Genomic DNA, 25,304 nt, shown 5'->3' with positions numbered 1-25,304 from the left:
ACACCTTAAAGGCGTCATACATCGCGCTGAAAGAAGAGTATCAATCTTTATCAGTAAAAAGTGATTTCACTTTTTGGGTTGGGGTTGCGGTTGTGGTACTGGTTCTATTTTATCTTTTTGGAAGGTGACTATGTGGGATGGTGACCCGGTTTCTTTGTTAAACGACATTGTAAGTGCGCTTACAGGTTTGAATTATGAAATCATCTTATTCCCAGATGCGAATGATTATACGCTTTCGCATCCTTCTGGAGCACTTCTTTTAAGTTATGACGGATCGGAGTTTGATGAACTGCAAAGCTCCCAAAAAATTGGCGTAAGGGTTACGGCTAAAGTTGCTATTACGATTCAGAGTATTGGTTTGCAGGATTCAAGTAATGGCGTTTATGCCATATTTAGTCAAGTAAGAGAAAAAATTTTTGGTCGAACATACCTCAAAGGCTATTGGATACCGACAGGTGAGAGGGTTGTTACTTGGCAAAACGGGCTTTGGATTTCACAGATGATTTTTCAGATACAGTTAAATCTTTACAAAACTTAAATATTCTAATTATGCCTTTAGTTGCATTAAAAGCCGCTTTTTCTGCTTTAGCCACAGCCGATTTGAGAGGCGCTACCGGTCCGGTACCAGCAACATCGCTGCAAGGTATGTTGAACCTCGCAGCCGAATTTGAAAAGTTCAGAAAAAGCAATAATCGAATGCTTGTTCGACTAATTGTTGATGGTGATGGTGTGGGTGTAGGCGTTACAAACGCTGACATTGATTTGGGTGACTTAAACGCTTTTGAGCTTGAAATAAAGCCGGAATTTGTGAGTACGAATTTTGGAAAAAGCCTTGGCCGTGTAAAGCGAGATTTAGAACTTATCATTCGAAAGAATAATCCCGTCATATCTACACTTTTGGCGCGATTAGGAATTGAAAATGGCGCACTTGCCGGAAATAACCGTTTGGTTAAGCAAGTACAGTTTATCGGTGATGATATGGCTGTTGTAGTTAACTGGCCAGACGTGTACGGGTTTCATAAGTTTGCACCCGGTCAGGATACTGAAGAAGAGAATTATGCTGGCTGCTTAATCAGCATCGATACATCTTATGTGGATTTCTGGCGAGGTGTGTTTTTAGCTTCTGAAGTTGGATATGCAGCTAACTTTCCGGCCGTCTCCTTAACTAACGCTTAATTTTTTTTGATTATGGATCAGAACATTGTTCAAGAAGAAATTAAGTCTCTTGAGTTTCGTTTACAAAAACAGAAAGTTGATATCGCTGATCTTGAAGTAAAGATTGGCGATAATGAATCCCTACTTTCAAATCAGCGGTTGCAACTTACGAGGTTGAAAAATCAAGAGATTGTTATTGAAGCTTCAATTTCTTCATTGAGAAGTTTACTCGTTTAGTATGAGCGATCTCTCTAAAGTTCGATACCACCGTTATGATGTACAAATATCCCGGACTTTCGGTTCGGGTTATACTTCTATCGGAAGGCTTAATGAAAAGCCTTATTACAAGGCCAAGTCAAATAAAACTGCCGGTGGGCGAACTGGAGGCGTCTTAACCTCTTGGAGAATTGAATTCGAATTGGAGCTGCTTGAGCTCTTGCCGGGTACTGCGGAAAATGTTGATCGTTTGAATGAGATTGCTAAGGGATTTTGGTATGTAAGATTGGTTAGTTTAGTGTTTAATGAAGTCAGCGGCCAATTCGATATTATTCAAATTCCTTCACTTGTTTCATTAAATCTTGAGATTATTGCAGCTGAAGAGTCACTTGCTACGCTATCCTTTTTTTGTATTCATTCAGATATAAACTTTCTCCGTCCGCCCGTTTCTCCTCCTCAGCCTATAATTGAATTTGGTGAGCAAAGAGGCTCGAATTTCATAACCAATTCCACTGATGTTGGAGGTGGGATGCTGCTTGCTCGAAATGTCTCTGGTACGGATCGTTCCACTATTTACGGCAGGTTTGCTCAGATTCATCCGTCGCTTTTAGGTCTTAGAATCACCAATAATCTTTCTTCTTTTCCCGCTACCATTCGAAATGCTTTTGTTTGGCGTTTTGAATTCTATACTTGGCAGAACTGGAATAGTGGAAACCCGGCTCTCGCCCCGGCTTTAAGTTTTACTTGCAATGCCTCACAAGTTGCTGATACAAGATATTTCCTTACTTCAGCACAAGCAGCATTAGTTCCTAAGACTGAAGCTCAAGATGTTCCTTCAAGTTCATCAAACGTTTTGAGACAAAGAATTATCTATTGCCGTGTCAGATGTGAGTACCTTGGAGAAGTAACTGCTTGGGTGTCATTTGCGTTTTGTTCAGCACCTTTCAAAATTTGGGATTTAGTGTGGGCTAATGCAAATGTAAGTGAGCTTCTGTCCGGTGCTGACCAAAGAACCTATATCAACCTTGGACTTTATGTTCAGAATCAGGTAGTTCCAAACGCTTCTTTTCTTTCTACGCTTAGTCCTACAAATTATTCTTCTCAAAGAATTTCAGCTCTATCTTCTTTTTTTAACCCTGAAGTATTCGGAGCACAAGGTCAAATGGGTGGTCTTAGAAATGGGAATAATGCTATTGCCGGTAATCTTTCCCGGTTTATGGGGCGGAATAGAGTTACGATGGGAATGTTTTTCTTTCGGTCACTAAACTTCCAGACATCGACTCATCCAACCAATGCAATTGAACCTGTTTTATTCAGTTCCGCGAATGGATCAAATGGAATTTACTCAATAAGAAGCGTTAACAATTTACCTCCAAGATTAAGAGTGCAAAAGGGTTCAAGTGTGGAAGGAACAGTTAATCTTTCAACGGCGGTTCCGGCTGTGAGAGTATGGTTTATCAATGTAGCACCAAATGCAGGTAATACAAATGACGATGCAAGATTGTATCTATATCCAAATTTAAGCGGTCAAGATAACATCAGTCTTACTTCACCTACTGATACTTTGTTAAATGTAGGTACCGCTAATGCAGTAGCAAATGCAGCGGGTTCTTGGTCATCAATGTTATTCCCTAATTTAACTGCCGGTGGCACACCTGATGTTTTAGCTTCCGATTGGTTTTTAATTGCAGGTGATGGTGTTGGGGATACTAACGCCACTATTCCAACCAAAGCGGATTTGGAAGAGATTGGGGCTTACTTTATGAAACGCAATCGGAACTTTATTTGATGAAAAAGACGATCCACCGTTTTGCGATTTCAAGCCAATCCGAAAATGGGGCTACTAAAAGCTATTATCTTGATGTGCTCGAATATGAAAAGCAAGGCACTGGCGATGTCTTTTATTTTTACCCCGAGCCATCAGGCATACTTCCTGTTATACCAAATCTTAGTTTTGTACGTTTGAATGAATCGAGCCGTGAACCTGAATTTTCTTCAATCTCGTTAGAGTTTACCGAAGAATTCCCTTCAGATGTTGTCTTTTCAAAGCCTGACAATGACTTCTTTATTTCTTTCCAGCAAGGAGAGATTGGGTTGCCTGTAGTTCCAATTTTTATGGGAATTATCCAAGTGCCTGAATTGGTTCAACAGAAAAGATTTATCCCTTATAATTTTCAGAGGCTTAATTCTACTTCAACGCCTTCAGCCCCGGAGAATTGCTCAAGTAAGTTTTCCTTGAAGACGCTAACCGCAGTTCACATTTCTTGTGTTCTAAAGGCTTTACCGGTTGTCGATAACCAAACCCTCGATTTTTTGATTTACACTTCTTCTCCATTAAATCCTCCCGTTACTGGCCGGGAGAAAGTAAATTCAAATGGTCTTGGCTTCATCGATTTTGTTTTGAATGAATTGGAGGTTTTCCAGAGGAATGTCACTGACAAATGGATTATATATGCTTCATTTAGAAGAATCGCGACTATCCTTGAGCTTTTCGCAAAATACCTTAATCAATTTTTTAGTGCTTATGGAATAATTTTTACGCCAAGTCAAACCACACTTTTCCAAGGTATTCATCAAATAGGGTTTTTGGAAATAAATCCATCTTCGTACAATCCTTCCCAAGACATGACCGTCTCTTTTAACCGAAGAGACCTGATTGAAGCTTTCATTGATATGCGTGTTTTTGTACTCTCTGATCTATTTGGCCAAGGTAATGCTTTTATGGATAGTGAGCGTCAACGAGGTAGTTCAGTCCAACCTACACGTGGCTTAAGAAGTAAAGATGGTATCTACCCGGATAAGGATTTAGAGTATCCATTTTCATTTCTTCAAGAAGAAACAGTTATGGATGTTCTGATGAAGTTATGTGATGCTGTTGGAGTGAAGCCTTTTATCGAGTTTGTTGGTACGGATCAAAACAAAGGTTTCTTCAGGATTACATACCAAAGATTTCAACACGACGGAAAGCGTTACAGCTATAATGGGACTGCTTTTACTCTTTTTGATGACCTAAAGAAACAGACTTCTTCTTTGCTTGACTCAAAAAATCAACTTGACTTTGAGTTAGTTGAGGAAGAACCCTATACATTAAGAAATGAGAGACTTAACGCTAAAAAAATTGAAGTAAAAGAGATTTTTGGGGCTGGAGACGAGCAAGGCGAAGAACAGCCCGACGCTTATACTAAAAAACGAGTCTATCTTTCACGTGACCGTAACCCCTTATTTGAATCTGTTTCAAGTGAGGAGTTTTCATTAGAGCAAAGTATAATACTCGCTTCTAAGAGAAGAGATGGTTTTACTTTTGAAGATTTGACCTTACCGTTTACAGAATCTGTTGGAAATGTTGCTCGCACAGAGTATGCCTTCAATCGACTCTTTTATAGAACCTCGGACACTACCGTTTTTAACTATCCATTTCGCTTCTTCTCACATGTTGGGAACGATTGTTTTGTAAGTTCGAGCTTAGCTGACTGCTTGCTTTTTTACCACCTAAAGATTGGTTTAAGCATAGAGAATAGGTTTGAAAATTTAAAAGTTGTCAGTCAAAATCCGGTCACCTTTTATAATTCTCTTATTAGTTTTCAGAGCGATTTAATTGAAGGGGTTTCTTCTCTTTACTTGCCACTACGGATTGATGTTGATGATTTGGAAAACTCGATTTCATCCGACTTTACCCCAGCTATCTTACCTGTACAAACTTATGGGGCAATACTTTCAGTAAGGTTTCTTCAACCGCATACAAAGAATCCTCTTTTTTGGAAGGATGGTTCAGTATCCATTAACCTTGAGCAATCTGCATTGAATGAGAATCCATATCAGTTAGTTTGGAACGCATCTGGTAGTTGTACGATTTCTCTTTATATCTATGATCAAGATTACAACAGAGTATATCTGCAAGGCACTTATGACGGGGTATCTCGGTTAATAAAGAACGTGTCTGTTTTGAATCTTTCATCCTCTATGAATGCTACTCGACTCAATGAGTTAAGAGCAATCATAAATGTACAGTGGAATAAAACGGTTTACGTGGAGCTTCAGCACGGGAACGGAATTGACCAAATCTCTTTGGATGTTGTTGCTTACTACGGAACGCCAGCTGCTCTCCAAAGTCCGGGATGGTTTTTTGTAGGTCAAAGTTGCGGAATAAATGGCAATCAGCTTCACACTGTTCACTACTATGTGTCAGCGGTTTTATTCAACAACTCCGATTCTGATCCAATTGGCCCTGTAACTACAGTCGCAGAGCTTTTTAATGCGATAAGTCAATCAAAGGCTTCTGAAGGATCGAATAGCACTTTGAGGCACTTTCAGCAAGTTATCGTCAGCTACAATTCTTTAGAATGTCAATTAAACTATCCTTTTGAATAACATGATTTCATTCTTCAAAAAGAAACCTGCTTCGCAAAACAAGCCTTTTGAGCTTTGCGGTCGGAAAATGCAAGTTGTTGAAAGTGCGTCAAGAGCGATTAAAGTCGCAAAGATTCTTGATATACAATCACTCAATGACTTTAGTAATGTTCAAACCCAGAAGGTTTATCTCGATAAGATTTTATCCCTTTATGAGCAAGGAAGAGCAATTGAAATTTATCAAGCTTGCCTTGAAGGTGATTTTACAGGGCTAAGTTCTGATGCTGTTGATCAGGAGCCTCTTTGGAAGCTCGAAGGTGTGTTGGAACATTTTTTCGCCTTGTATTCATTGGGTTTAATCAGTATGCGGATGAATTTTCTCTCCTCACGCGAGCTGCCGATGAATATGCTACAAAAATGAGGAGTGCTGCGCGTATTTATGAAAGTCAAGTATCGGATACAAAGAAGGATAAATCGATGAGAGCCTTTGAAAGGCTTGAAAATGCGCAAAACAAAGCAAGGGAAGCTCTTTTAAACAACATTAAAAATTGGGGCGTGAGTATGGAAGTTCAGGTTGATTTATTGATGATTGATAAGGAATGCCTACTCCAATCTACAGCCTACCTGCTGGTTTTAATGAAAAGAAAGTCAATTGTTTTTCACCTTACGCTACACGGACGAAATAAATGAAAACCGCAATCGCGCCAAAAGTTAAAATGCTAAGTGAAATGATTGCGCTTAAGTCCATTTTTTTAAACTCATAGCTTGCTTCATCATACATCGCCTTGAAAACACAGGCGAATAGACCAATTGCAAAAAAAAGGAGAATGATGGTAAACATATCAAAAAAAGAAGCTAAGGTTAAGATTAAGCTTGACGGTGATGTAAGTGATTTTAATTCAAAGCTCAATGAGACAAACAAAAGGTTTGATGAATTTAATCAGAAAATCTCTAAAACAAAGAAGTTCTCTGGTTCAACACAATCCGGTTTAAATGACTTAGCATCTACTTTTTTAGAAGTAGGTGCAGCTGTGACGGCTTTAGTAGGCACTTATTCACAGTTCATTAATTCTGCACTTGAAGTTGAAAAATCTCAAAACAAACTTATTGCCGCGGCGAAGATTACCGGTACTTCATATTTGGAATTATCGCGTATTTCACAGCAAGTAAGGATTGAATTCGCTTTATCGGCGAGCGAGTCAAACGAATTTGCTATAATTCTTTCAAAACTCACCACAAAAGCAGGTGAAACTGAAAAGACAAAAAAAGCTATTGAAGCTTTACTAAATGTAGGTGCGGCGCAAGGCCTTTCAGCTTCTGAAAGTTTGGTTGCAATAAATCAGGCACTTTTAGGTTTGGATGAAGGAACTGATAAGCTTTTCCAAAAGAATCCCTCTGTGATTTACGAAGAATTTGCCAAAAAGGCCGGCTTAACAGCTGCTTCACTTTCTGATGCCCAAAAGGCCCAAGCTTTACTCAATGAAGTTTTTGTTACAGGTGCAAAGGTAGCTGGCTCTTATAATTCATTCTTAGGGAGCGCGGCTGGCCAAATCGCTAAACTTAAGACAGATACTGAAAATCTGAGTGCAGCCATAGGTTCGCAGCTTCTTGCCGTCCTTCGACCAATGATTAGTTTACTTGATACGATTGTAAATCTGTTGAGTAATCAGGTTGTAGGTGGTTTTTCTGCAATTTCATTATCAATTGGTAGTGTGTTTCTTTTGGTTTCCAATTTGAATAAAATACTACCGGTATTGCGTGCGCAACTACTTGGCGTTAAGGCTGCACTGTCATCATTCTCACTTGTAACTGCCGGTGTAGTAGCGGTTTTTGAGTTGTATTTACTCTTAAATGAGAGGCTGAAAAAGTCTGAGGAGGAAAGAGTAAGAACGCTTTCCGATCTGAAGGAAGGGCTTCGTAAGCTCACATCTGAAGGATATAGGTTAGGGAAGATGTTCGATGAGACATCTGCAAAGTTTTCTACTTATGCCGGCAATGTTAGTAAGGCGAGAGAAATTCTTTCAAACAGAGCACAGGCAGGTGCAGAGCTTGATTTGCCAACAGCTGTCAATGAGAGGGAAAAATTACAGTCTCAACTAAGAATTTTAGAAGAGCGAAAAAAGCAAGTTGAAACAAATTTTGAGAAGCTTTTTGGATTTAGTGTTGGAGAATTGACTGTTGAGTCAGGCCGATTAAAAGATCAATCTATAGCTGGGAGCGCATCCGTGGCTTTGATAAGGTCAAAGCTCGCTAAAGCTTTTAAGTTCCTCTCTGATAGCAAGTATATCCTAAATGAAGATGCTCAATCAAAACTTCGCGAGCAAATTGATTCATATAATGTGAATATTGACCAAATCCTTGAGCGCGCTTTGAAAATCGAAATTGATGCAAAAATTAAAGGGATTGAGAATTTAATGAGAGATCGAAAGAATAAAGGGCTATCTACTATTGAACAAGAAAAGGACTTAATCACACTCCAGTCTAAATCACAGAAAGCCTCTTTGCTTAGTCCCTTTTTATCAAACACTGATCTTCGGGCTGTTATAGATGGAAAAAAGAACCTTTCGAGTGTAACAACTTCAGGTTTATCACAGTCACTACAGCCGGCATTGGATGTTATTAATTCAGAGACTTCAACTAAACGAGATGAGATTACTTTACAGTCACAGAAGAAGTTGAACCAAGAACGCTTTAATGCGGAGATTGAACTGAGCCGTCAAATTGTGTCTCTTTATTCAGATGAAATTGAGCGAAAGCAGGCGTTAGCGAAAATCGAACTTGATGCGAGAAAAAGGGAGATTCAGTTGATGGAGATCGATGAAATGGCAAAAATTGATTTGATTGCTTCAGCTATCATAAAGTACGAATCCGAGATTTCTCAAATTAAGAAGGATGCTGAGAGATTAAGAGTTGATTTGGGGTTGAAGGATCGATTGTTACAGATTGATAGAAATGAGTTCGATTCTATACAGAATCTTTCTTCATTTGAAAGAGGAACTCCTGTAGAAAATCGTATTGTTTTGCAGGCACAAAGAAGTCGATTAATAGCACAGCGTGATACGCAAAGGCAGACTTTGCTTGCTAACCCTCAGGAATCTGCTATCATAACAAGAAATATTGATGAGTTAAATGAAAAGCTTAGACAAACTGATTTGCAATTAGAGTCTATTGGTGATTTTAATTGGGGTGAGCTTTCAAAGAATTCTCTACAGGCTTTAGGAAGTAGTTTATCTGAGATTTTTAACTTGATGATAACATCAGGAAATCAACAGATTGCGGCTCAGAGAGAACAAGAGCGCCAGCGACTTGATTTAACACGACAAAGGTTGATCGCTGAACGAGCTTTGTTTGATGAGGACAGGCAGAAAAAAATAAGTGATGTAAAAAGGCTTGCCTCACAAGAAAGAATCACTCAAGAGGAAAAGTTTAAAAAGCTTGAAAAAATTGACACCGATTATCGCCGTTCCTTATCTCAAAATGAATTGGAGCAAAATGATATTTCTTTGCAGTTAAGAAGGCAGAATGCTCAAAACTTTTATATGGGTGCCCTTGCACAAATTCCAATTGCAGTTATTCAAGCTTTGGCTATGAATGCAGCTTCAACGGGTAACATTTTTATGATTCTTGCTGCTGCTGTTCTTGCCCCTATATTGGTTGGGGCACTTACTTCTCTTATTCAACCACCTTCATTTGCCACAGGTGGTATTGTAGACTCTCCTACTCTTGCTGTTGTTGGTGATGCCAAAAAGGCAGGGGCTTCAACCAATAGAGAGTTTATTTTGAACACACCACAGATGATTGCTTTGATTCAAAAGGCTTCTTTACAGCCTACAATAACTATTACGAATGTGATTGAAAATGATGTTGAGTTATCTAATGAAAGGGTAGGTTTGGCTGTTTCAAGAAGTAATCGACAAAAAAGAGTGATTTCTTTTCGTTAAAAGGCTCTATTAACGCTTAAAAATCATACTTTAAGCTATCTTTTCATTTTCTCAAACTATGATAGCCATTTTCTCAAACTTTTTTGTCCGTAAAACCAACATTTAAGGAGTAGTTATGACTCGAACATTTATTTCATTCGTTATCTCCCTATTCTTTTTACCCTTCTTTTTCTCTTGCGCCACCGATTCCTCTGAAGACGGTGTTACCGGAAGAATCTTCAACACATCAGGAGTTGGGGTTCGAAACGCCGCGGTTAGTCTCACCAAAGAATCAGAATCAACGCCGGCATATTCAACCACCACCGATGACTCCGGGGCTTATCGCTTTAATGCTGTTGTCTCAGGCAACTATACTTTGCGCGTTTTATTGGATGGATATACCACTTTATCCAAATCAGTTACTTTAGGCGCAAGTGGCTCAAGTGTTGATACGCTCTATGGTTTGGCAATATTTACGGGAAGAATCATTAACTCGCAAACCGGAACGGGGCTTGATAGTGCTTTGGTTACTTTCTCTTTCGGCACAGATACAACATTTATCGCGCTTCGAGGCTATACCAATTCTGAGGGATACTACACCTTCACCAATGTGGCAATCGGCAACTTTACTTGCGTGATTCGAAGGAGCAACTATTTCACTTTGGTTATTAATAATGTTCCGATTTCTGCCGGTACTCGTACCTTAACGCCTCAAACCGTTACAAGAACTGTAACCGGCACAGGCTTTCGAATCGTGTTGACTTGGGGACAAAATCCAAGTGATTTGGATTCCCACCTTACAGGCCCTGATTCAGGCACAGTGTCTCAGCGTTTTCATTGCTACTATTCAAATGAAGAGGTATCGGGTGCTATTTTAGATGTCGATGATACGGATAGTTTCGGTCCCGAAACAATTACAATTTCCCAGTTTAGAAATGGTATGTATCGCTATTCGATTCATAATTATACATCTCAGGGCGTTGCAGGTGCTCGAGGAATTGATACATCGGGAGCAACAATTCGGGTTTATGATAATTCAGGGCTTATTAGAACCTATACACCGCCGATGGTTGCAACCAATACAAGCGGAAATACTTGGCGTGTATTTGAAATTGATGTGACAGGAGGTTCAAGAACAATTCGAAACATCAACACCTATACAACGGCAAGTTCGAGCGGCGATATCGGCATTTTCAATCGAAATACATCTACTACGCTTCGCTTAAACAAAATGAGAAAATCAAATAAAATTGAAATTGAATAGATCAATCACTGCCGAAAGTCAATGAGTTCGTATCGAAAAGACGGGCTTCTAATTAATACACCTAACACCTCGGGTGGTATTGAAATGGAGCCCGTAATTTGTTGAACAAGCCCAACATTATCTCCACACCAATGAGAAATAATAAGCGGGGCAAATGGAACAAAAACATCCTGAAATTTTGCGGAGAGTGATACTGAAAGATTCAGAGGTGTAACAGTTCTTACTTGCCCATTTACGCTTAAGGTATCTTCTTGTAGCACCTTACCCGAAACTGAAACATAAAGAAACAGTGTATCAGTGCCAATCAATGTTCGAAGCGTATCACGCTCGATAATGGTATATTCATCATTCGTTCGGTACATCAAATAGGGATACCAACCGGGGCGAAAAGTACCTTCAAGGTTTGCAGGAAATAAATCGCCAATCAAATCGGAAATGGATTCTAAATAAATCATTCGATTGTTCCCTTCAATCGAAAAAATCGTGGTATCGCGTGTTGCATCGAGCCCTGAATTTGGGACAGGAGTAAACCAGCTTTCTACAAAGACGGCTGATTTCCCTTTGAATGAATCTGCAACGACAACTTCTCTTCGAATTTGACCGATAAGTTCAAACAGTCGTCCGGTACCACTAGTATCAGAGTAATCGTTATACACCCAAACTGAACCTAATTGGTCTGGAAATCGCGGAGTTTCTGAAAATATGGGTTCTAACGGCCCACTACAAGAGAATAAAATTGCGAGTGCAAATACGCTTGAAATCCAATGAAAGTAATTTCTTTTTCCTGTCATCATTTTGCATGAAGTGTGAGAATTAAACCAAGTTAACGCGGTTGTACCTCATTTTGTTTTGCAATTGTTGGTTTTACTTTTTTGGTACAAATAGAAGCATTTTTTTGAACCAAAGAAATGATGTTTCTTTGCCCTACGATATAAAGATTATGTATAAAAGAATTTTAATTACCGGAGCGAACGGTCTTTTAGGGCAAAAGTTGACTGATGCCTTCTCAAACGATCGAACCTATGATTTGCTTGTTACGGCAAGGCAGGAGAACGCCTATAATCAAACCTCCAGTTTTGGCTACATGACTTTAGACCTATGTCAGCGCGGCGATGTCAAAGAACTAATTTGGAATTATTCGCCGGATGTCATTATCAATGCCGCAGCCTTTACAGATGTTGACGGCGCAGAGCGTGATAAAGAAAATTCTTGGAAAGCCAATGTTACTTCCGTCGAGAACCTCATTGCTGCGGCTCGTCTTGTTGGCGCAAAGCTTGTTCATGTATCAACCGATTATGTTTTTGACGGCAAGAGCGGCCCTTACGACGAAGTCTCATTACCAAACCCACTCAGCTATTACGGAAAAGGAAAATTGGCATCTGAAAATGCTGTTAGAGCAGCAAATGATAATTGGATTATCGTGAGAACAATGGTTGTGTATGGAATTGCTGAAAAAGTCAAAAAAAATTTCGCGATATGGCTAGCTCAAAAGCTTGGGAATGGAGAACCTGTTACTATTGTCGATGATCAAATTGGGAATGCAACCCTTGCTGATGATCTCGCGCGGGGCATTTATGAGCTTGTCAATCAAAATCGTAAAGGTCTTTATCACATTTCAGGGCCTGAAATTATCTCTCGATACGAATTTGCAAAGTTGCTTGCCAATGCCTTTGGTTATGACCCATTGCTGATCAAACCAATTAAAACAGCCGATTTAAACCAATTGGCGCCACGCCCACTGCGCTCAGGACTTATTACATTAAAGGCTGAATCAGAACTTGGGATTCGATTTCTTTCAACACCCGAAAGTCTTTCCATTTTCCGCGATCAATACCTTAAGCATTTTCAACCCAAGCATTAAGCCTCCGAATGAGTCAATTGAAAGCGTCCAAAACGGGCTTCAATTGATAAAATTTCATCATGTATTTACTTGAAGATTCGCTTCTTTCCCCTACCTTGTAATGATTCAAAGGCTCTTTTGGGGTCAAATGCGAAAGGGTCTTTCCTGTTTTCAGAACATAAGAGGAAGTTTATTATGCCGAGCATTCTTGATTCGATAAACCCCATCACCACCCAGTTCACGAATAACTTTATCCCGCGCGTTACCATCGATCGTTTTGCACTTGGAGATTTCGCTCCGAATTTTACTTTGACCGATGCCTCCGGAAAAAAAACGCGACTATCCGATTTTTATGGGAAACCAATACTGCTGGTTTTTACACGCATTTTTACCGATAAAATTTTTTGTCCGATCTGCTACCCTCACTTGCAACAGCTGCAACGAGATTTCGACGTTTTCAAAAATAGAGGTGCTGAGCTTGTTGTACTCAATACAACCACTGCTGAAATGACCCGGCAGATTGCGTTGGAACAACAGTTTCAATTTCCATTTCTTTCCGATCCTAATTGGGAAGTGTACAATCTTTATGGTCTCGGTGCGGCTTTAGGCGCACCACTTCCGGCTCAATTTGTACTTGATCAGCAAGGGAAAATAATGTATAAATATCTATCTGGAACTGGTATTGAGGATATGCTTCCATCATTACCCAATAACGGGGAGATGCTTCGGGTTATCGAGGAGCTTCAGTAACACTATTTTCGTTTTTTTACATTCAAACATTATCGGCTTCGCCGTTTTCATTAAAAAAACCATTAAGAAGTATGCCAAGTAACGCATCAAAATTCAAACGCCTTGAAGAGCTTCGCGAAGAAGCTCAGAAACTTGGGGGCGAACAACGAATCGCCCAACAGCATAAAAAAGGAAAACTCACCGCACGCGAAAGAATTTCATTACTTATCGATGACGGTTCATTCCAAGAAATGGGAATGTTTGTTCGTCATGAGAGTACAAATTTCGGTCTCGATTCACAACGATTTTTAGCAGATGGATGTATCACAGGTTTTGGTACAATCAACGGGCGGACAGTCGCAATTTTTAGTCAAGATTTCACTGTTTTAGGAGGGTCGCTTTCTGGTGCGAACGCCGCTAAAATCTGTAAGATTATGGATTTAGCAATGAAAAATGGGTATCCGGTGATTGGCCTCAACGATTCCGGCGGTGCTCGGATTCAAGAAGGTGTTGATTCGCTTGGTGGCTATGCCGATATTTTTTTGAGGAATACTTTAGCTTCCGGCGTGGTACCTCAGCTTTCTGCCGTTTTGGGCCCTTGTGCTGGTGGTGCAGTTTACTCGCCAGCAATTACTGATTTTATCTTGATGGCAAAAAACACAAGCTATATGTTTGTGACTGGGCCAAGTGTGGTGAAAACGGTCACTCACGAAGAGGTTACTTTTGAAGAGCTTGGCGGTGCCGAAACGCATGCTTCAAAATCAGGTGTTGCTCACTTTGCTTGCGAAAATGAACTTGAAGTTCTTGAAACGATCAAGAAATTGCTTTCTTATATGCCTCAAAATTGCGAAGAGAAACCTCTTGACATCGCCGAAATTTCTGCACCACCCGACGCCGAGAAATTTTTGGATACCGTGATTCCAGAATCGGCCAATATTCCTTATTCAATGCGTGATGTAATTACAAACTTGGTCGATGGGGGTGAATTTTTGGAAGTTCAAAAAGATTATGCAGAGAGTATATTGGTGGGCTTTGCACGCTTAGGCGGAATGAGTGTCGGGATAGTCGCGAATGACCCTGCCGGACTTGCCGGTGTTTTAGGGATTCGCTCGGCGAGGAAAGCCGCTCGCTTTGTTCGCTTTTGCGATTGTTTTAATATCCCACTTCTAACATTGGTTGATGTTCCGGGGTTTTTACCCGGAACCGATCAAGAATGGGGTGGAATTATTATTCACGGTGCAAAACTTCTTTACGCATTTGCAGAGGCAACGGTGCCAAAAGTTACCGTTATTACTCGCAAAGCATATGGCGGGGCTTATGATGTAATGAGCTCAAAACATATTCGCGGAGATTTCAATTTTGCTTGGCCAACAGCGGAAATTGCGGTTATGGGTGCGCAAGGTGCTGCTGAGATTATCTTCAAGAAAGAAATTGATGCTGCTCAGGATCAGGCAGAAGAATTGAAAAAGAAAACTTCTGAATTCGAGCAACTTTTTGCTCACCCTTATTTAGCCGCAGAAAAAGGGTATATCGATGAAATCATTTTTCCGCGCGAAACCAGAGGCCGTCTGATTCGGGCATTTAGAAAAATCAAATACAAAGTGGATACAAACCCAAGAAAGAAACACGGGAATATCCCTTTGTAAAATCATTGGTTTAGAAATGAAAAGAGGGCAGTTTTTACTGCCCTCTTTCTTTATTCATGATTTTTTTTCTTACAATGTTTTCAAGTACTCTTTCAGAATCAACTTGTAGGTCGGCCCAACCGGTAAGAACTTATTTTGGATATAGACACCGGCTTCGTCAAAGGCATCAACTTTATCAATGTTGATAATATAAGAGCGGTGGATTCGAATAAATTTGCTTGAAGTAAGTTCCTCTTCAAGTTCTCTGAGCGAATTCAAAATACTGTACTCAGAGAAATTGGTGGTAGTGAGGTTCAGATAGTCACCGTCAGACTTGATCCATAAAATGTCATTGACAAAAACACGGCGAAAGATGGTTTCACCATTTTCTTGACTGCGGATATAAATTGTTTTATCAACACTCTTTGCTTTTTCTAAGATTACGAGCTCGGAGCTGACTTTTTCAATGGCCTTTAAAAACCGACTGTATTTCACCGGTTTTGCCAAAAAATCAGATACAGGATATTCAAAGGCTTCGAGAGCAAAATTCGTATGGGCAGTAATCAGAATGACCTTACAAGTGAATGTTTTACTTTTTAAGAAGTCAATTCCCGACATTCCGGGAAGGTCAATATCCAAAATAATAAGATCAACTTTTTTTGTTTGAAGAATATTTCCAGCCTCAATGGCGGAGTCGCAAACTGCAACCAGTTCCAAAGAAGCGGTCATCTTTACAAACGATTGAAACGTTTCTTGTGAATATGGTTCATCATCTACGATTATGCAACGTATTTGACTAAGCATTTTCGGCTATACTTTGTTTTAGGCGTATAATGTACTTCAATTTCTATCGGCAAGATAAAAAATGAATTGATATTTGTTCTAAAACTTGTTTGTTAATAATACGTTACGATTTTTATGAAGGCTAAAAATTTTTTTGAACTTTTCTGAATATTATCGGCATTATGTTTTTTTTGAATCCTGCCATACTTATTGGGCTTGCAATGACTGCTATCCCGCTAATCATACATTTTCTTTCATTTCAAAAAAAGGAAGAATTTGTGTTTAGTTCAATTCGATTAATAAAAGAAATTAAGGCTTCCTCTCTAAGAAAGTTCCAATTTCGTCAATGGCTGTTGTTGCTTCTTCGAAGTCTTGCTGTCTTCTTTATTATTGCAGCTTTTGCAAAGCCGGTTCTTGAGCAATTCAACGCGGGAAATGACCTTTCAACAAGACCACGTACCTCTGTTGTTCTTATTCTCGACTCAAGCCCTTCAATGCTATATACCGATCGATTCGGTTACGCTCAATGGAAACAAGCCAAACAAGCTGCTCTTAAAATCATTGACAATGTAACTCCGCAAGATGAACTTTTTTTAAGTTTTACCGGACTTGAAGAGGATTATACAAGGTCTTATACATTGGAAGATGCAAAGCGTAAAATTATTTCGGCAGAAGTCAATCCCGTTTTTGTTTCTATGGAAAAACGGCTACTGGAAGCGTCTAACTTTTTAAAAAAACAAAAAAATCTTTCTCAAGAGATTTATCTTGTTTCAGATTTTCATCCATCAGGTTTCTATTCTAATGATTCACTCTCCAAGCCCACCAAATTGACTGAAGGCAAACAAACCGCTTATTTTATTCAAGTTTCTCCACCAACAAAGGAAAATATTTCATTAAAAGAACCCGAAGTTATTTCAAAGTTAATTGAACCCAAAAAACCCATTCGTATTCAGATTGAAGCCGCCAGTAATAATACAGATACTTCTCGTTTAATCAATTCAGGCGAAATTCGCACACGGTTGTTTATCAATGAAAAACTCGGGGCAGATCGAAGCGTTCTTTTAAATGAAAAAAAAACTCATGAAATACTTCTCACCGCCACACCCAATTCTACCGGATTTATTTCGTATCAAATTGATTCAGGGGATGATAATTTATCAATCGATAACAAACGGTATGGTGTAATGTTTATTCCGGAAAAGATCAAAATTCTTCTTGTGTCAAATTCGATTTCAAAAACAAAATTCATAAGGGCGGCATTTGAAAGCTATGAAGGCAATGATTTGTTTGAGATAAATACGCTTGAGCCCTCACAATTGGAAAGCAGAAATCTTGATAAATATGACAATGTTTTCGTTGTGGGAATGTCGGATCTAACAACCGGAATAAATCAAAAGCTTTCTATGTTTGTCGCGAATGGGGGAGGTCTTGTATTATTCTCAGAGTCATATTCTAATCCATTGAGTTATGAACCGGCGAATCAACTTTTAAGAAACTTGGGGTTAGGCATTTTTCAGCCTGAACCAAACGCCTCGCGCGCGACCCCATTTTCAACAGAGTATCTCGATCAAAATCATCCGCTTTTTGAAGGCACTTTTCTAAGAAAATCCAATAGAAAAAATGGTGGTGACAATTCTGATTTACCCATTTTTTATCAATTGAGTCGATATCAAAAATCACCTAAAGAATCACTTCTTCTTCAAGCAAGTACAGGTATTCCAATAATTACAGCTTCGCGAATGAAATCGGGAGAGGTTATCCTATTTAATACACTTCCGATTTCAGAAACCGGTACTTTGGTCTTTCATCCCTTATTTGCACCATTGATATTTCGATCGGTTTTTTACACCTTCAAAAGTGGAAAAAAAATGACCAATCATTTTTGGGCAGGCGAGCCCGCAGAAATTCCATTCTCAACTAGCGAGAACTTCGAGCAGATTGCTGTCAAACGGCCAAATGGCGAATCGTTTTTTCCGAAGATAATAGACAAGCGCGGGTTAACCCGACTTCGAATTGAGGCAAATGAAATCACACAGTGCGGTCACTACGATGTTGTGGGGCAGAAAAACGGCATTTCTCAAATCCTATATAAATTTGCAGTAAATTATAAACTGATTGAATCTGACATTACAAGTTTAACCCAAGACGAAATTGTTGTTACAGGTCAAAGACTTGGTATCGATTCGCACTCAATTTCACTTTTCGAATCGAACATTGATATTGAATCTTTTCTTAATTCCACTCGATTTGGATTCAGTATTTGGAAAATTCTACTTGGTGTTGCGCTTTTGCTTCTTCTAACCGAAGGGTATTTAGGTCGAAAAATTGAGGCGTAACATAAGTTCTCATTTGATTCTCTTTTTCTCAATTTGTTTTCAGTACATTTCTTTATTGCAATGCACTTTTTTTTCTGATTTTATTTCTACGATCAATTTCAACAAAACATGAAAAAATTTTCAATGATGAACTGTTTCAGCTTTTTTCGTTTTGCCTTATTTTTCATTGCAATCGCTACATTCTTCTCGAGCGATTGTTACGCACAACCGGTTAGCAAAGCCCAACAAATCAAATCTTCCCGCCAAAGCCAAGCATATATGCCGGGCATGTTGATTGTTAAGTTTAAAAATGAGGAAAGTTTGACAATTAACGAGAGAGAAACTGTAGGCGGAACAAATAACGTTCAATATGTCGAACGCTTTCTTTCACAATTCGGTATGAAAGAAATGAGACCGATTTGGAAAAAAGGATATTCTGAGAAACTCGAATCCGTTTTGAAAGAACGATCTACCGTTTCACGGATGGAATCCCAAAAAGACCCGCAAACTGCTGTTGCTGAGATTTCTCGAGATATGTCACGGATATATGAGGTTTACTATTCTTCTCCCGAAGATGCAGCATCCTTGGCAAGACGAATCTCATCCTTAGCAGGCGTTGAATATGCTGAGCCAAACTATATTTATGAAACCACATTGATTCCGAATGATACCCTTTTTAATACTTCCGGTCATGATTTTTTTAACTATCAAAATATACCCTCGGCTTGGGATCTATCAACCGGAAGTTCAAGCGTGATTATTGGAATTACCGATAGCGGTATTGATTATAATCATCCTGATTTGCAAGGAAAGATTTGGACGAACCCGGGAGAAACCGGTCTTGACGGACAATCGCGTGATAAATCAACCAACGGCATCGATGACGACGGTAATGGCTATGTGGATGATTGGAGAGGATGGGATTTTTGGAATTCAGGTTCTACAACTGCAGTTGCGGATAATAATCCATTAGATGAATTCTCAGGTCACGGTACGCATGTGGCAGGTACGGCAGGCGCAGCGACCGATAACGTTACCGGAGTCGCAGGGGTTGGGTATAATTGTCGCGTAATGGCAGTAAAGGCTGGAGGCACTCAAGCCTCACCTAGAGCAGTTGGATTTGGATACCAAGCGATTTTGTATGCAGCGGTTAACGGAGCTCAAATCATCAATTGCAGTTGGGGAGGCTCTTCAAGTTCCTCTCTTGGAAAAAACACCATTGATCAAGTGTTAGCACTTGGAGTTGTTATTGTTGCAGCTGCGGGCAATTCAAATACAAATGCCCTTTTTTATCCCGCAGCATTTGATGGCGTTTTAAGTGTTGGCTCTGTAAATCACACCGGCTCTATCGGTTCAAAATCCAGTTTTTCAAATTTTGGGAATTGGGTTGATGTTTATGCAACGGGTAACGGCATTTTAAGTACTGTCCCTTTACGCTCGGTTGATGTAAATCCAAACTATAATGCAAATCGTCCATACGCCTCACTTGGTGGAACTTCGATGGCTTCTCCCGTTGTCGCCGGTTTAGCGGGGTTGATGCGTAGCAAGTTTCCGACTTGGTCTGGAAAAAGAATCATGAGCCAAATTCGAGGAACATCTCAATTTCTTTCTTCATTAAATGGAAGAAAAATTGATGCCTTAGCAGCGCTCTCGGATACGAGCAATCCGGCAGTTGAGTTTGATAATTTTTCTTATAACGCTTCAAATCAAACAGTGACCATCAATGTCACCAATTATGGTGAAGAAGCAACTATCAATTTTAACTTGATTCAGCAAGGCACTCAAACCATCACCATAAATGATGCCAGTAAAAGCGTTAAATTGCCTAAGGACGCAAAAGCCACCCTTATTTATCAATTAACGATTCCCGGCAATGTAAATCTCAACTTTAATTCTCTCAATCTTACATTAAATTATACTTCCAGCAACTATACCGATGCTCAAAACATCGATATCTTCAATAAAGTCTGGTCAAGCGTTTTTTCTCTTAATGCGATTGATCTTCATAGCATTTACTCCCCAAGTAAAAATGTCGTTTGGGTTTGCGGTGACGGCGGAGAAGTTTTTCTTTCAACCGATGGGGCAAATACTTGGACAAAAAAAGCGGCTCCAACCAGCCAAAATCTCTATACTGTTTTTGCATTGGATGCTACCACCGCGTTTGTAGGTGACGGTGCTTCAAGCGGAGCAAGCATTTACCGCACTACCAACGGTGGCTCAACTTGGGAAACTGTTTATACTGGCCCCTCAGGTTCATTCTTTAATTACATTCATTTTTGGAATTCAACCAATGGTATTGCACTTAGCGACCCTGCAGGAGATCCATTTGTGTATTTGGTTGTCAAAACCACAAATGGCGGTACAACTTGGGATCGAACCGTTGATGTTACACCACCAACCAGTGGTGAATTTGGACTCAACAACGGGGCATTTTTCTTAGACGAAAATTTCGGGTGGTTTGGTACCAATCAAGGGCGTGTTTTCAGAACAGCGAATGGAGGAGATACTTGGGTGGATACGCCAATACAGGATGCCACAAATGCTTGGGTTTGGGGAATCGCGTTTACCAATAATGCCAATGGTGTTGTCGGTGGGTATCGTGTAACAAGTAATGCAATAAGTGGCGGTGTCTTAGCGCGTACAAACACAGGAGGGGAAACCTTTACAACAGCTGCTTATCCAAGCAATTCTCCTACAGTTCAATTTCCGGCATCGATTGGCGCTTATAAAGGCACCAATGCGATTTGGATGCTTGCCGCAGTTGGCTCATCTGCAAGCTCAATTTCCGGGTTTCAGCCCTTTTTTAGCCGCGACGGTGGAAACACTTGGCTTCGACGGTTTTCTGACCCATTTCCTTCCAACACTGTATATTTTAGTTTTGTACCCAAAAGCGATTCTTTAATTGGTTATGCTTTGGCAAACGGCTTCCAAATATTTCGTTATGCAGAGTCTGAAACAATCTTATCTTCTCCAAGCGAAGGAGGGCCAAGAGTTCATCCCTTTAATTTAAGTCAGAATTATCCGAATCCTTTTAATCCATCCACTACGATTCAATATCAAATCGCAAATGCTTCGGATGTAAAGCTGGAGGTCTTTGATGTTTTAGGCCGAAAAATCGCGACCCTTGTTAATACAAGGCAATCCGCAGGAACCTATCGAATTCCTTTTAACGCCAATGGATTATCGTCGGGGGTTTATTTCTACCGATTGATTTCAGGTAACACTATTGATTCAAAAAAAATGACTTTGGTGAAGTAAACCAAAATGAATTATTCTTGAAAAAAGCGGGGATCTACCCCGCTTTTTTTAACGAACTGATAAATTAAGAGGAAGTTGATCAAGCGGGATAAGGTAAAGGCTCCTCTTGGTAAGTAGATAAAGTTTATCAAAAGCAATTAATGCATCTTCTGCCTCTTCACTATTTGTCAGTTCCCTTAAGGAAGAAGACGAAATAAATCCTTCTTGACGAAATCCGTAAACCTGATTTGTTGAATAAATGTGAATTCCTGAAGAGGATAAAACAAGCAGCTTTTCGTCGCCGGAGCCATCAGATAAGGCTGCGACGCTACCAAGGCCTAACGATTTTGGTTGTAGCTTTAATGAGTCTCCAATTTCAGTGACATAATTCCCGAACAAATCAAAAACCAAAACTTTTCTCTTCACCACATCCGAGACAAAAACTTTTCCTGTTTGGGAACACTGTATTCGAAATGGGTCTTGAAGAATACCGATTCCGGAGTTGTAGTTGCCGAAAGCCTGAATTGCCGTGAGACCTCTTTCTTGAGTATTGAATGTAAATGGGTTTATTCGAATGACTTGCCTTTGTGCTTCATCTAAAATGTATAAGTCTCCTTGTGGAGAAAGTGTTACGCCGATTGGTCGCCAAAGGGTTTGCTGCGAACCGCTGCTACTGAAATTATCTTGAAGGGTAGGCGCATTTTGCAGCGTTGCGATAAAATTAAGATATCGGTCGAAATGTGCCACTCTTTGATTTCCCCGATCTGCAACGAAAACATTCATCCCGTCTGTTACTAAATCTACCGGCGAATCCAACGCCTCTCGGTCTATTCCAAATCCTCCAACACTTGCAATAAACTCTCCTGATTTTGAAAGTTTTACAAGTGTTGAATTCCCTTCATCAATGATAAAAATTTCACCTAACGAAATGCTTATAGCAAGTGCCCGAGCGTTTGAAAATGTTTGAACTGGCCGATATTTCTCTTTTTGGGTTGCGTGTTTGAAAAGCACGCTATTTTGCATCAGGGTGAAGATGCAAGCAAGGAGAAAATAAATCCCAAAGTTATTCTTCATTGTTAGGGTGAAATTTTCAACTTTTGACCTGTCTTAATCACGTCGGTAGGCTTGAGTTTATTAAGCCTTCGAAGTTCATCTGCAGAAAGCCCACAAAGATTGGAAATACTCTCTAGCGTTTCACCTTCTCGAACAACATGAAAACCCTTTTTTGCGTTGTTTTGATTTTCAAGATCAGATGTGTAGAGATATTGATCATTCGTGGTCGAGGTTTCTTGAAGCGGAAGTTTAAGTACCCAAGAACTTCCTTTGGCCGGAGAAGGAAGAGAACGACTTCGAATCCACGGATTATAAATCTTCAAATCTCGATAACGAAGTTTATTTTCCAATGCCCACACGGCTAAATTCGGAATAGCTTCATTGACTGTTTGTTCTCTCCATTTCATTTCAGGATAAATGATAATTCCTCGATAACCATAAAGCTCGGCATTTGACATGATCTCTTTAATGACTGCAATTCTAAAAACATATCTTGAAGTTTCACGATTAAGAAAAAGTTCGTAATAACTTTTTTGAGACTGAAATTGTAATTCATCGGCTACCCCATAAACCCCCATATTGTAAGAGGCAGCGGCTAAACTCCAACTTCCAAATCGTGAATACGCATCTTTTAGATACTTAAACGCAGCTTCGGTTGATTTATCCAAGTTATACCGTTCATCAATTTCAGCATTTACAATTAGCCCTAAATCTCTTGCGACTCCGGGCATAATGTGCCACATTCCCGCAGCGCCTGCAGGAGAAGGAATATCCAAAAGATTACTTTCTGCAACCACCAAATATTTCAAATCATCTGGAAGCCCAGCTTCTTTTAATTTTTTTTCAAAGTATGGGAAAAATCTTCCAGAACGCTTAAGATACATCGTGATTTGAGTCCGGTCATTTACATTCAATAAGAAATCCCTCTCGAACCTCTCAAATACATCCTGAATTTCAAACGGGATCTCCTCTCCACAAAAATCAATTTTTTTTCGAGTGAAATTATAAATCACATTTGCTTGAACGAAGGCATTATCACTGTATTGTCTTTTTGCTTCAATTTGAGAAGACAACTGATGTTCAGAAACTGCTTGATTTTCAGAATGATTGTGGACTTTCCGCTCATCGTTAACATTAACCGAAAACGGATTCATTGAAATCAAGAGAAAATAAATTGAAACGATAATTCCTAATAGTGCAGAAGCAGATAAGATGATTTTTTTCATTTGATAAATGTGAAAATGAAAGACGAAGAAATCAAGATGATTCATTGAAAGCCAAATACTAATCGTATTTTTAAGGCTATTGGTTTTAAGATTGAGATAAACAATTTTTTTCAAAAAAAACAACCTATTTCTGTGGCAGAAAAAATTACATCACGCGCGGCTGACTATGCGCAGTGGTACATTGATGTCGTTCGTTCGGCAAAGTTAGCAGATTATTCTGATGTTCGCGGCTGTATGGTTATTCGCCCTAATGGCTATGCCATCTGGGAAAAAATGCAATACGCCTTGGATATGATGTTCAAAGAAACCGGACATGTAAATGCTTACTTCCCATTGTTTATTCCCGAAAGCTATATGAAAAAGGAAGCCGATCATATTGAAGGCTTCGCACCCGAGTGCGCCGTCGTAACTCACGGTGGCGGAGAAGAATTGCAGGAAAAACTTTATGTGCGTCCAACCTCTGAAACGATCATTTGGTCAACCTATGCAAAATGGGTTCAATCTTACCGCGATTTACCCATACTAATTAACCAATGGGCGAATGTGGTTCGTTGGGAAATGAGAACTCGCCTTTTCTTAAGAACCACTGAATTTCTTTGGCAAGAAGGGCATACGGCTCATGCAACTGAAAATGAAGCGGTAGAAGAGGTTCTTAAGATGATTAACGTTTATCGCCATTTTGTTGAATCTTATATGGCGTTGCCGGTGATTGTTGGAAAAAAAACAGATTCAGAAAAATTTGCCGGAGCTGTAGATACCTACTGTATTGAAGCGATGATGCAAGATGGTAAAGCACTTCAATCCGGAACGTCGCATTACTTGGGTCAAAACTTTGCGAAGGCCTTTGATTGCAAGTTCCAATCAAAAGAGGGTGTTTTGGAATATGTTTATGCAACAAGTTGGGGGGTTTCAACTCGACTAATCGGGGCGTTGATTATGGCTCACAGCGATGATAAAGGGCTGGTGCTACCGCCAAAACTAGCAGCCCGTGAAGTTGTAATTGTTCCAATCATCAAAGGCGATCAAAAATCAATGGTTCTTGAAAAAGCTTTAGAACTAAAAAAACAACTGCTTGCAGAGGGAATTCGTGTTTTTCTTGATGACAATGATCAACAAACCCCGGGATGGAAATTTGCAGAGTATGAACTTCAAGGCATTCCAATAAGAATTGAACTCGGTCCAAAAGATGTTGAAAAAAATCAATGTGTTATTGCAAGAAGAGATACTTCTGAAAAAATGCCAATGCCGCTATCAGATTTTTTCGGTTCAGAAATAAAGACACTCCTCGAAACCATTCAATCTTCCCTTTTCACTCGCGCAGAAAAGTTCCGCGATGAAAAGATGAAAGAAGTATCGACTTTTGAAGAGCTGAAAGCGCAAGTAGAAACCGGTTTTGCAATTGCTTATTGGGACGGAACGCGAGAAACCGAAGCAAAAATTAAAGAAGAATTAAAAGCTACGATTCGCTGCAGACCAACCGATGTTGCATTTATCGAGAAATTCGGGACTCAAACCAGTGGTCATTGTGTTTATTCACAAAAGCCTGCGAAAGAAAAAGTAATCTTCGCAAAGGCTTACTAATTTTCGTTTTGCA

At 39.7% G+C, this 25,304-nt stretch carries 19 protein-coding genes; 15 read left to right on the top strand and 4 right to left on the bottom strand.

Annotated elements, in window-relative coordinates; translation table 11 throughout:
• Positions 1–130 precede the first annotated feature (130 nt).
• The 9 genes from SFU91_00680 (at position 131) to SFU91_00640 (ending at position 10,902) form a co-directional block, all read left to right on the top strand.
• Positions 131–538, top strand: a complete 408-nt coding sequence (locus SFU91_00680) for a Gp37 family protein (protein ID MDX2127532.1) — start codon at positions 131–133, stop codon at positions 536–538.
• Between the two features lie 11 nt (positions 539–549).
• Complete coding sequence (locus SFU91_00675; GenBank protein ID MDX2127531.1) at positions 550–1,176, top strand: hypothetical protein; 627 nt, start codon at positions 550–552, stop codon at positions 1,174–1,176.
• 12 nt (positions 1,177–1,188) lie between these two features.
• Entirely contained in the window at positions 1,189–1,392 is a 204-nt protein-coding gene (locus SFU91_00670; protein MDX2127530.1) for a hypothetical protein, read from the top strand.
• 1 nt (position 1,393) lies between these two features.
• A complete protein-coding gene (locus tag SFU91_00665) occupies positions 1,394–3,160 on the top strand; it encodes a hypothetical protein (GenBank protein MDX2127529.1) in 1,767 nt (588 codons plus the stop codon).
• On the top strand, positions 3,160–5,739 hold the full coding sequence (locus tag SFU91_00660; protein MDX2127528.1) for a hypothetical protein: 2,580 nt from the start codon (positions 3,160–3,162) through the stop codon (positions 5,737–5,739). The genes SFU91_00665 and SFU91_00660 overlap by 1 nt, the downstream gene beginning before the upstream one ends.
• Before the next feature lies 1 nt (position 5,740).
• Positions 5,741–6,139 carry a hypothetical protein gene (locus tag SFU91_00655; protein MDX2127527.1) on the top strand — a complete coding sequence of 133 codons (399 nt, stop codon included), beginning with the start codon at positions 5,741–5,743 and terminating at the stop codon, positions 6,137–6,139.
• A 56-nt stretch (positions 6,140–6,195) separates the two neighbouring features.
• On the top strand, positions 6,196–6,408 hold the full coding sequence (locus SFU91_00650; GenBank protein MDX2127526.1) for a hypothetical protein: 213 nt from the start codon (positions 6,196–6,198) through the stop codon (positions 6,406–6,408).
• A 137-nt stretch (positions 6,409–6,545) separates the two neighbouring features.
• A complete protein-coding gene (locus SFU91_00645) occupies positions 6,546–9,659 on the top strand; it encodes a hypothetical protein (GenBank protein MDX2127525.1) in 3,114 nt (1,037 codons plus the stop codon).
• Positions 9,660–9,774: 115 nt separating this feature from the next.
• A complete protein-coding gene (locus SFU91_00640; GenBank protein MDX2127524.1) occupies positions 9,775–10,902 on the top strand; it encodes a carboxypeptidase regulatory-like domain-containing protein in 1,128 nt (375 codons plus the stop codon).
• Between the two features lie 5 nt (positions 10,903–10,907).
• Here SFU91_00640 and SFU91_00635 read toward each other — a convergent pair whose 3' ends face one another.
• Positions 10,908–11,696 (bottom strand): hypothetical protein, encoded by a 789-nt coding sequence (locus tag SFU91_00635; protein ID MDX2127523.1) that lies wholly within the window; start codon positions 11,694–11,696, stop codon positions 10,908–10,910.
• Between the two features lie 146 nt (positions 11,697–11,842).
• Between SFU91_00635 and rfbD the strand changes: the two genes are divergently transcribed.
• The 3 genes from rfbD to SFU91_00620 all read left to right on the top strand — a co-directional run bounded on the left by rfbD (position 11,843) and on the right by SFU91_00620 (position 15,117).
• A complete protein-coding gene (gene rfbD, locus SFU91_00630; protein ID MDX2127522.1) occupies positions 11,843–12,763 on the top strand; it encodes a dTDP-4-dehydrorhamnose reductase in 921 nt (306 codons plus the stop codon).
• 174 nt (positions 12,764–12,937) lie between these two features.
• Positions 12,938–13,492, top strand: a complete 555-nt coding sequence (locus SFU91_00625) for a peroxiredoxin family protein (GenBank protein MDX2127521.1) — start codon at positions 12,938–12,940, stop codon at positions 13,490–13,492.
• A 71-nt stretch (positions 13,493–13,563) separates the two neighbouring features.
• Positions 13,564–15,117 carry an acyl-CoA carboxylase subunit beta gene (locus tag SFU91_00620; GenBank protein ID MDX2127520.1) on the top strand — a complete coding sequence of 518 codons (1,554 nt, stop codon included), beginning with the start codon at positions 13,564–13,566 and terminating at the stop codon, positions 15,115–15,117.
• Between the two features lie 69 nt (positions 15,118–15,186).
• Here SFU91_00620 and SFU91_00615 read toward each other — a convergent pair whose 3' ends face one another.
• Entirely contained in the window at positions 15,187–15,900 is a 714-nt protein-coding gene (locus SFU91_00615) for a LytTR family DNA-binding domain-containing protein (protein ID MDX2127519.1), read from the bottom strand.
• 161 nt (positions 15,901–16,061) lie between these two features.
• Between SFU91_00615 and SFU91_00610 the strand changes: the two genes are divergently transcribed.
• Together SFU91_00610 and SFU91_00605 are read left to right on the top strand one after the other, a co-directional pair.
• Positions 16,062–18,215, top strand: a complete 2,154-nt coding sequence (locus tag SFU91_00610; GenBank protein MDX2127518.1) for a VWA domain-containing protein — start codon at positions 16,062–16,064, stop codon at positions 18,213–18,215.
• Positions 18,216–18,323: 108 nt separating this feature from the next.
• Entirely contained in the window at positions 18,324–21,452 is a 3,129-nt protein-coding gene (locus tag SFU91_00605; GenBank protein ID MDX2127517.1) for a S8 family serine peptidase, read from the top strand.
• A gap of 48 nt (positions 21,453–21,500) precedes the next feature.
• Here SFU91_00605 and SFU91_00600 read toward each other — a convergent pair whose 3' ends face one another.
• Together SFU91_00600 and SFU91_00595 are read right to left on the bottom strand one after the other, a co-directional pair.
• Complete coding sequence (locus tag SFU91_00600; protein ID MDX2127516.1) at positions 21,501–22,505, bottom strand: NHL repeat-containing protein; 1,005 nt, start codon at positions 22,503–22,505, stop codon at positions 21,501–21,503.
• A 2-nt stretch (positions 22,506–22,507) separates the two neighbouring features.
• Positions 22,508–23,710, bottom strand: a complete 1,203-nt coding sequence (locus tag SFU91_00595) for a transglycosylase SLT domain-containing protein (GenBank protein ID MDX2127515.1) — start codon at positions 23,708–23,710, stop codon at positions 22,508–22,510.
• 132 nt (positions 23,711–23,842) lie between these two features.
• On the opposite strand from SFU91_00595, the gene proS reads away from it, so the two are divergent.
• Positions 23,843–25,291, top strand: coding sequence for a proline--tRNA ligase (gene proS / locus SFU91_00590; GenBank protein ID MDX2127514.1), 1,449 nt, complete (start codon positions 23,843–23,845; stop codon positions 25,289–25,291).
• The last annotated feature ends 13 nt before the right edge of the window (positions 25,292–25,304 follow it).

The sequence above is a fragment of the Chloroherpetonaceae bacterium genome (assembly GCA_033763895.1).
GTDB lineage: Bacteria > Bacteroidota > Chlorobiia > Chlorobiales > Thermochlorobacteraceae > JANRJQ01.
Note: the sequence above shows the minus strand (reverse complement) of the source record. Positions and strands in the feature narration are given on the sequence as shown.

Coding starts and splice junctions, on each gene's coding strand:
- SFU91_00670 (MDX2127530.1), top strand. CDS start 1,189: ATGGATCAGAACATTGTTCAAGAAGAAATTAAGTCTCTTGAGTTTCGT.
- SFU91_00605 (MDX2127517.1), top strand. CDS start 18,324: ATGAAAAAATTTTCAATGATGAACTGTTTCAGCTTTTTTCGTTTTGCC.
- SFU91_00660 (MDX2127528.1), top strand. CDS start 3,160: ATGAAAAAGACGATCCACCGTTTTGCGATTTCAAGCCAATCCGAAAAT.
- rfbD (MDX2127522.1), top strand. CDS start 11,843: ATGTATAAAAGAATTTTAATTACCGGAGCGAACGGTCTTTTAGGGCAA.
- SFU91_00625 (MDX2127521.1), top strand. CDS start 12,938: ATGCCGAGCATTCTTGATTCGATAAACCCCATCACCACCCAGTTCACG.
- SFU91_00595 (MDX2127515.1), bottom strand. CDS start 23,710: ATGAAAAAAATCATCTTATCTGCTTCTGCACTATTAGGAATTATCGTT.
- SFU91_00655 (MDX2127527.1), top strand. CDS start 5,741: ATGATTTCATTCTTCAAAAAGAAACCTGCTTCGCAAAACAAGCCTTTT.
- SFU91_00645 (MDX2127525.1), top strand. CDS start 6,546: ATGATGGTAAACATATCAAAAAAAGAAGCTAAGGTTAAGATTAAGCTT.
- SFU91_00615 (MDX2127519.1), bottom strand. CDS start 15,900: ATGCTTAGTCAAATACGTTGCATAATCGTAGATGATGAACCATATTCA.
- SFU91_00640 (MDX2127524.1), top strand. CDS start 9,775: ATGACTCGAACATTTATTTCATTCGTTATCTCCCTATTCTTTTTACCC.
- SFU91_00675 (MDX2127531.1), top strand. CDS start 550: ATGCCTTTAGTTGCATTAAAAGCCGCTTTTTCTGCTTTAGCCACAGCC.
- SFU91_00620 (MDX2127520.1), top strand. CDS start 13,564: ATGCCAAGTAACGCATCAAAATTCAAACGCCTTGAAGAGCTTCGCGAA.
- SFU91_00680 (MDX2127532.1), top strand. CDS start 131: ATGTGGGATGGTGACCCGGTTTCTTTGTTAAACGACATTGTAAGTGCG.
- SFU91_00665 (MDX2127529.1), top strand. CDS start 1,394: ATGAGCGATCTCTCTAAAGTTCGATACCACCGTTATGATGTACAAATA.
- SFU91_00650 (MDX2127526.1), top strand. CDS start 6,196: ATGAGAGCCTTTGAAAGGCTTGAAAATGCGCAAAACAAAGCAAGGGAA.
- SFU91_00635 (MDX2127523.1), bottom strand. CDS start 11,696: ATGATGACAGGAAAAAGAAATTACTTTCATTGGATTTCAAGCGTATTT.
- SFU91_00610 (MDX2127518.1), top strand. CDS start 16,062: ATGTTTTTTTTGAATCCTGCCATACTTATTGGGCTTGCAATGACTGCT.
- SFU91_00600 (MDX2127516.1), bottom strand. CDS start 22,505: ATGAAGAATAACTTTGGGATTTATTTTCTCCTTGCTTGCATCTTCACC.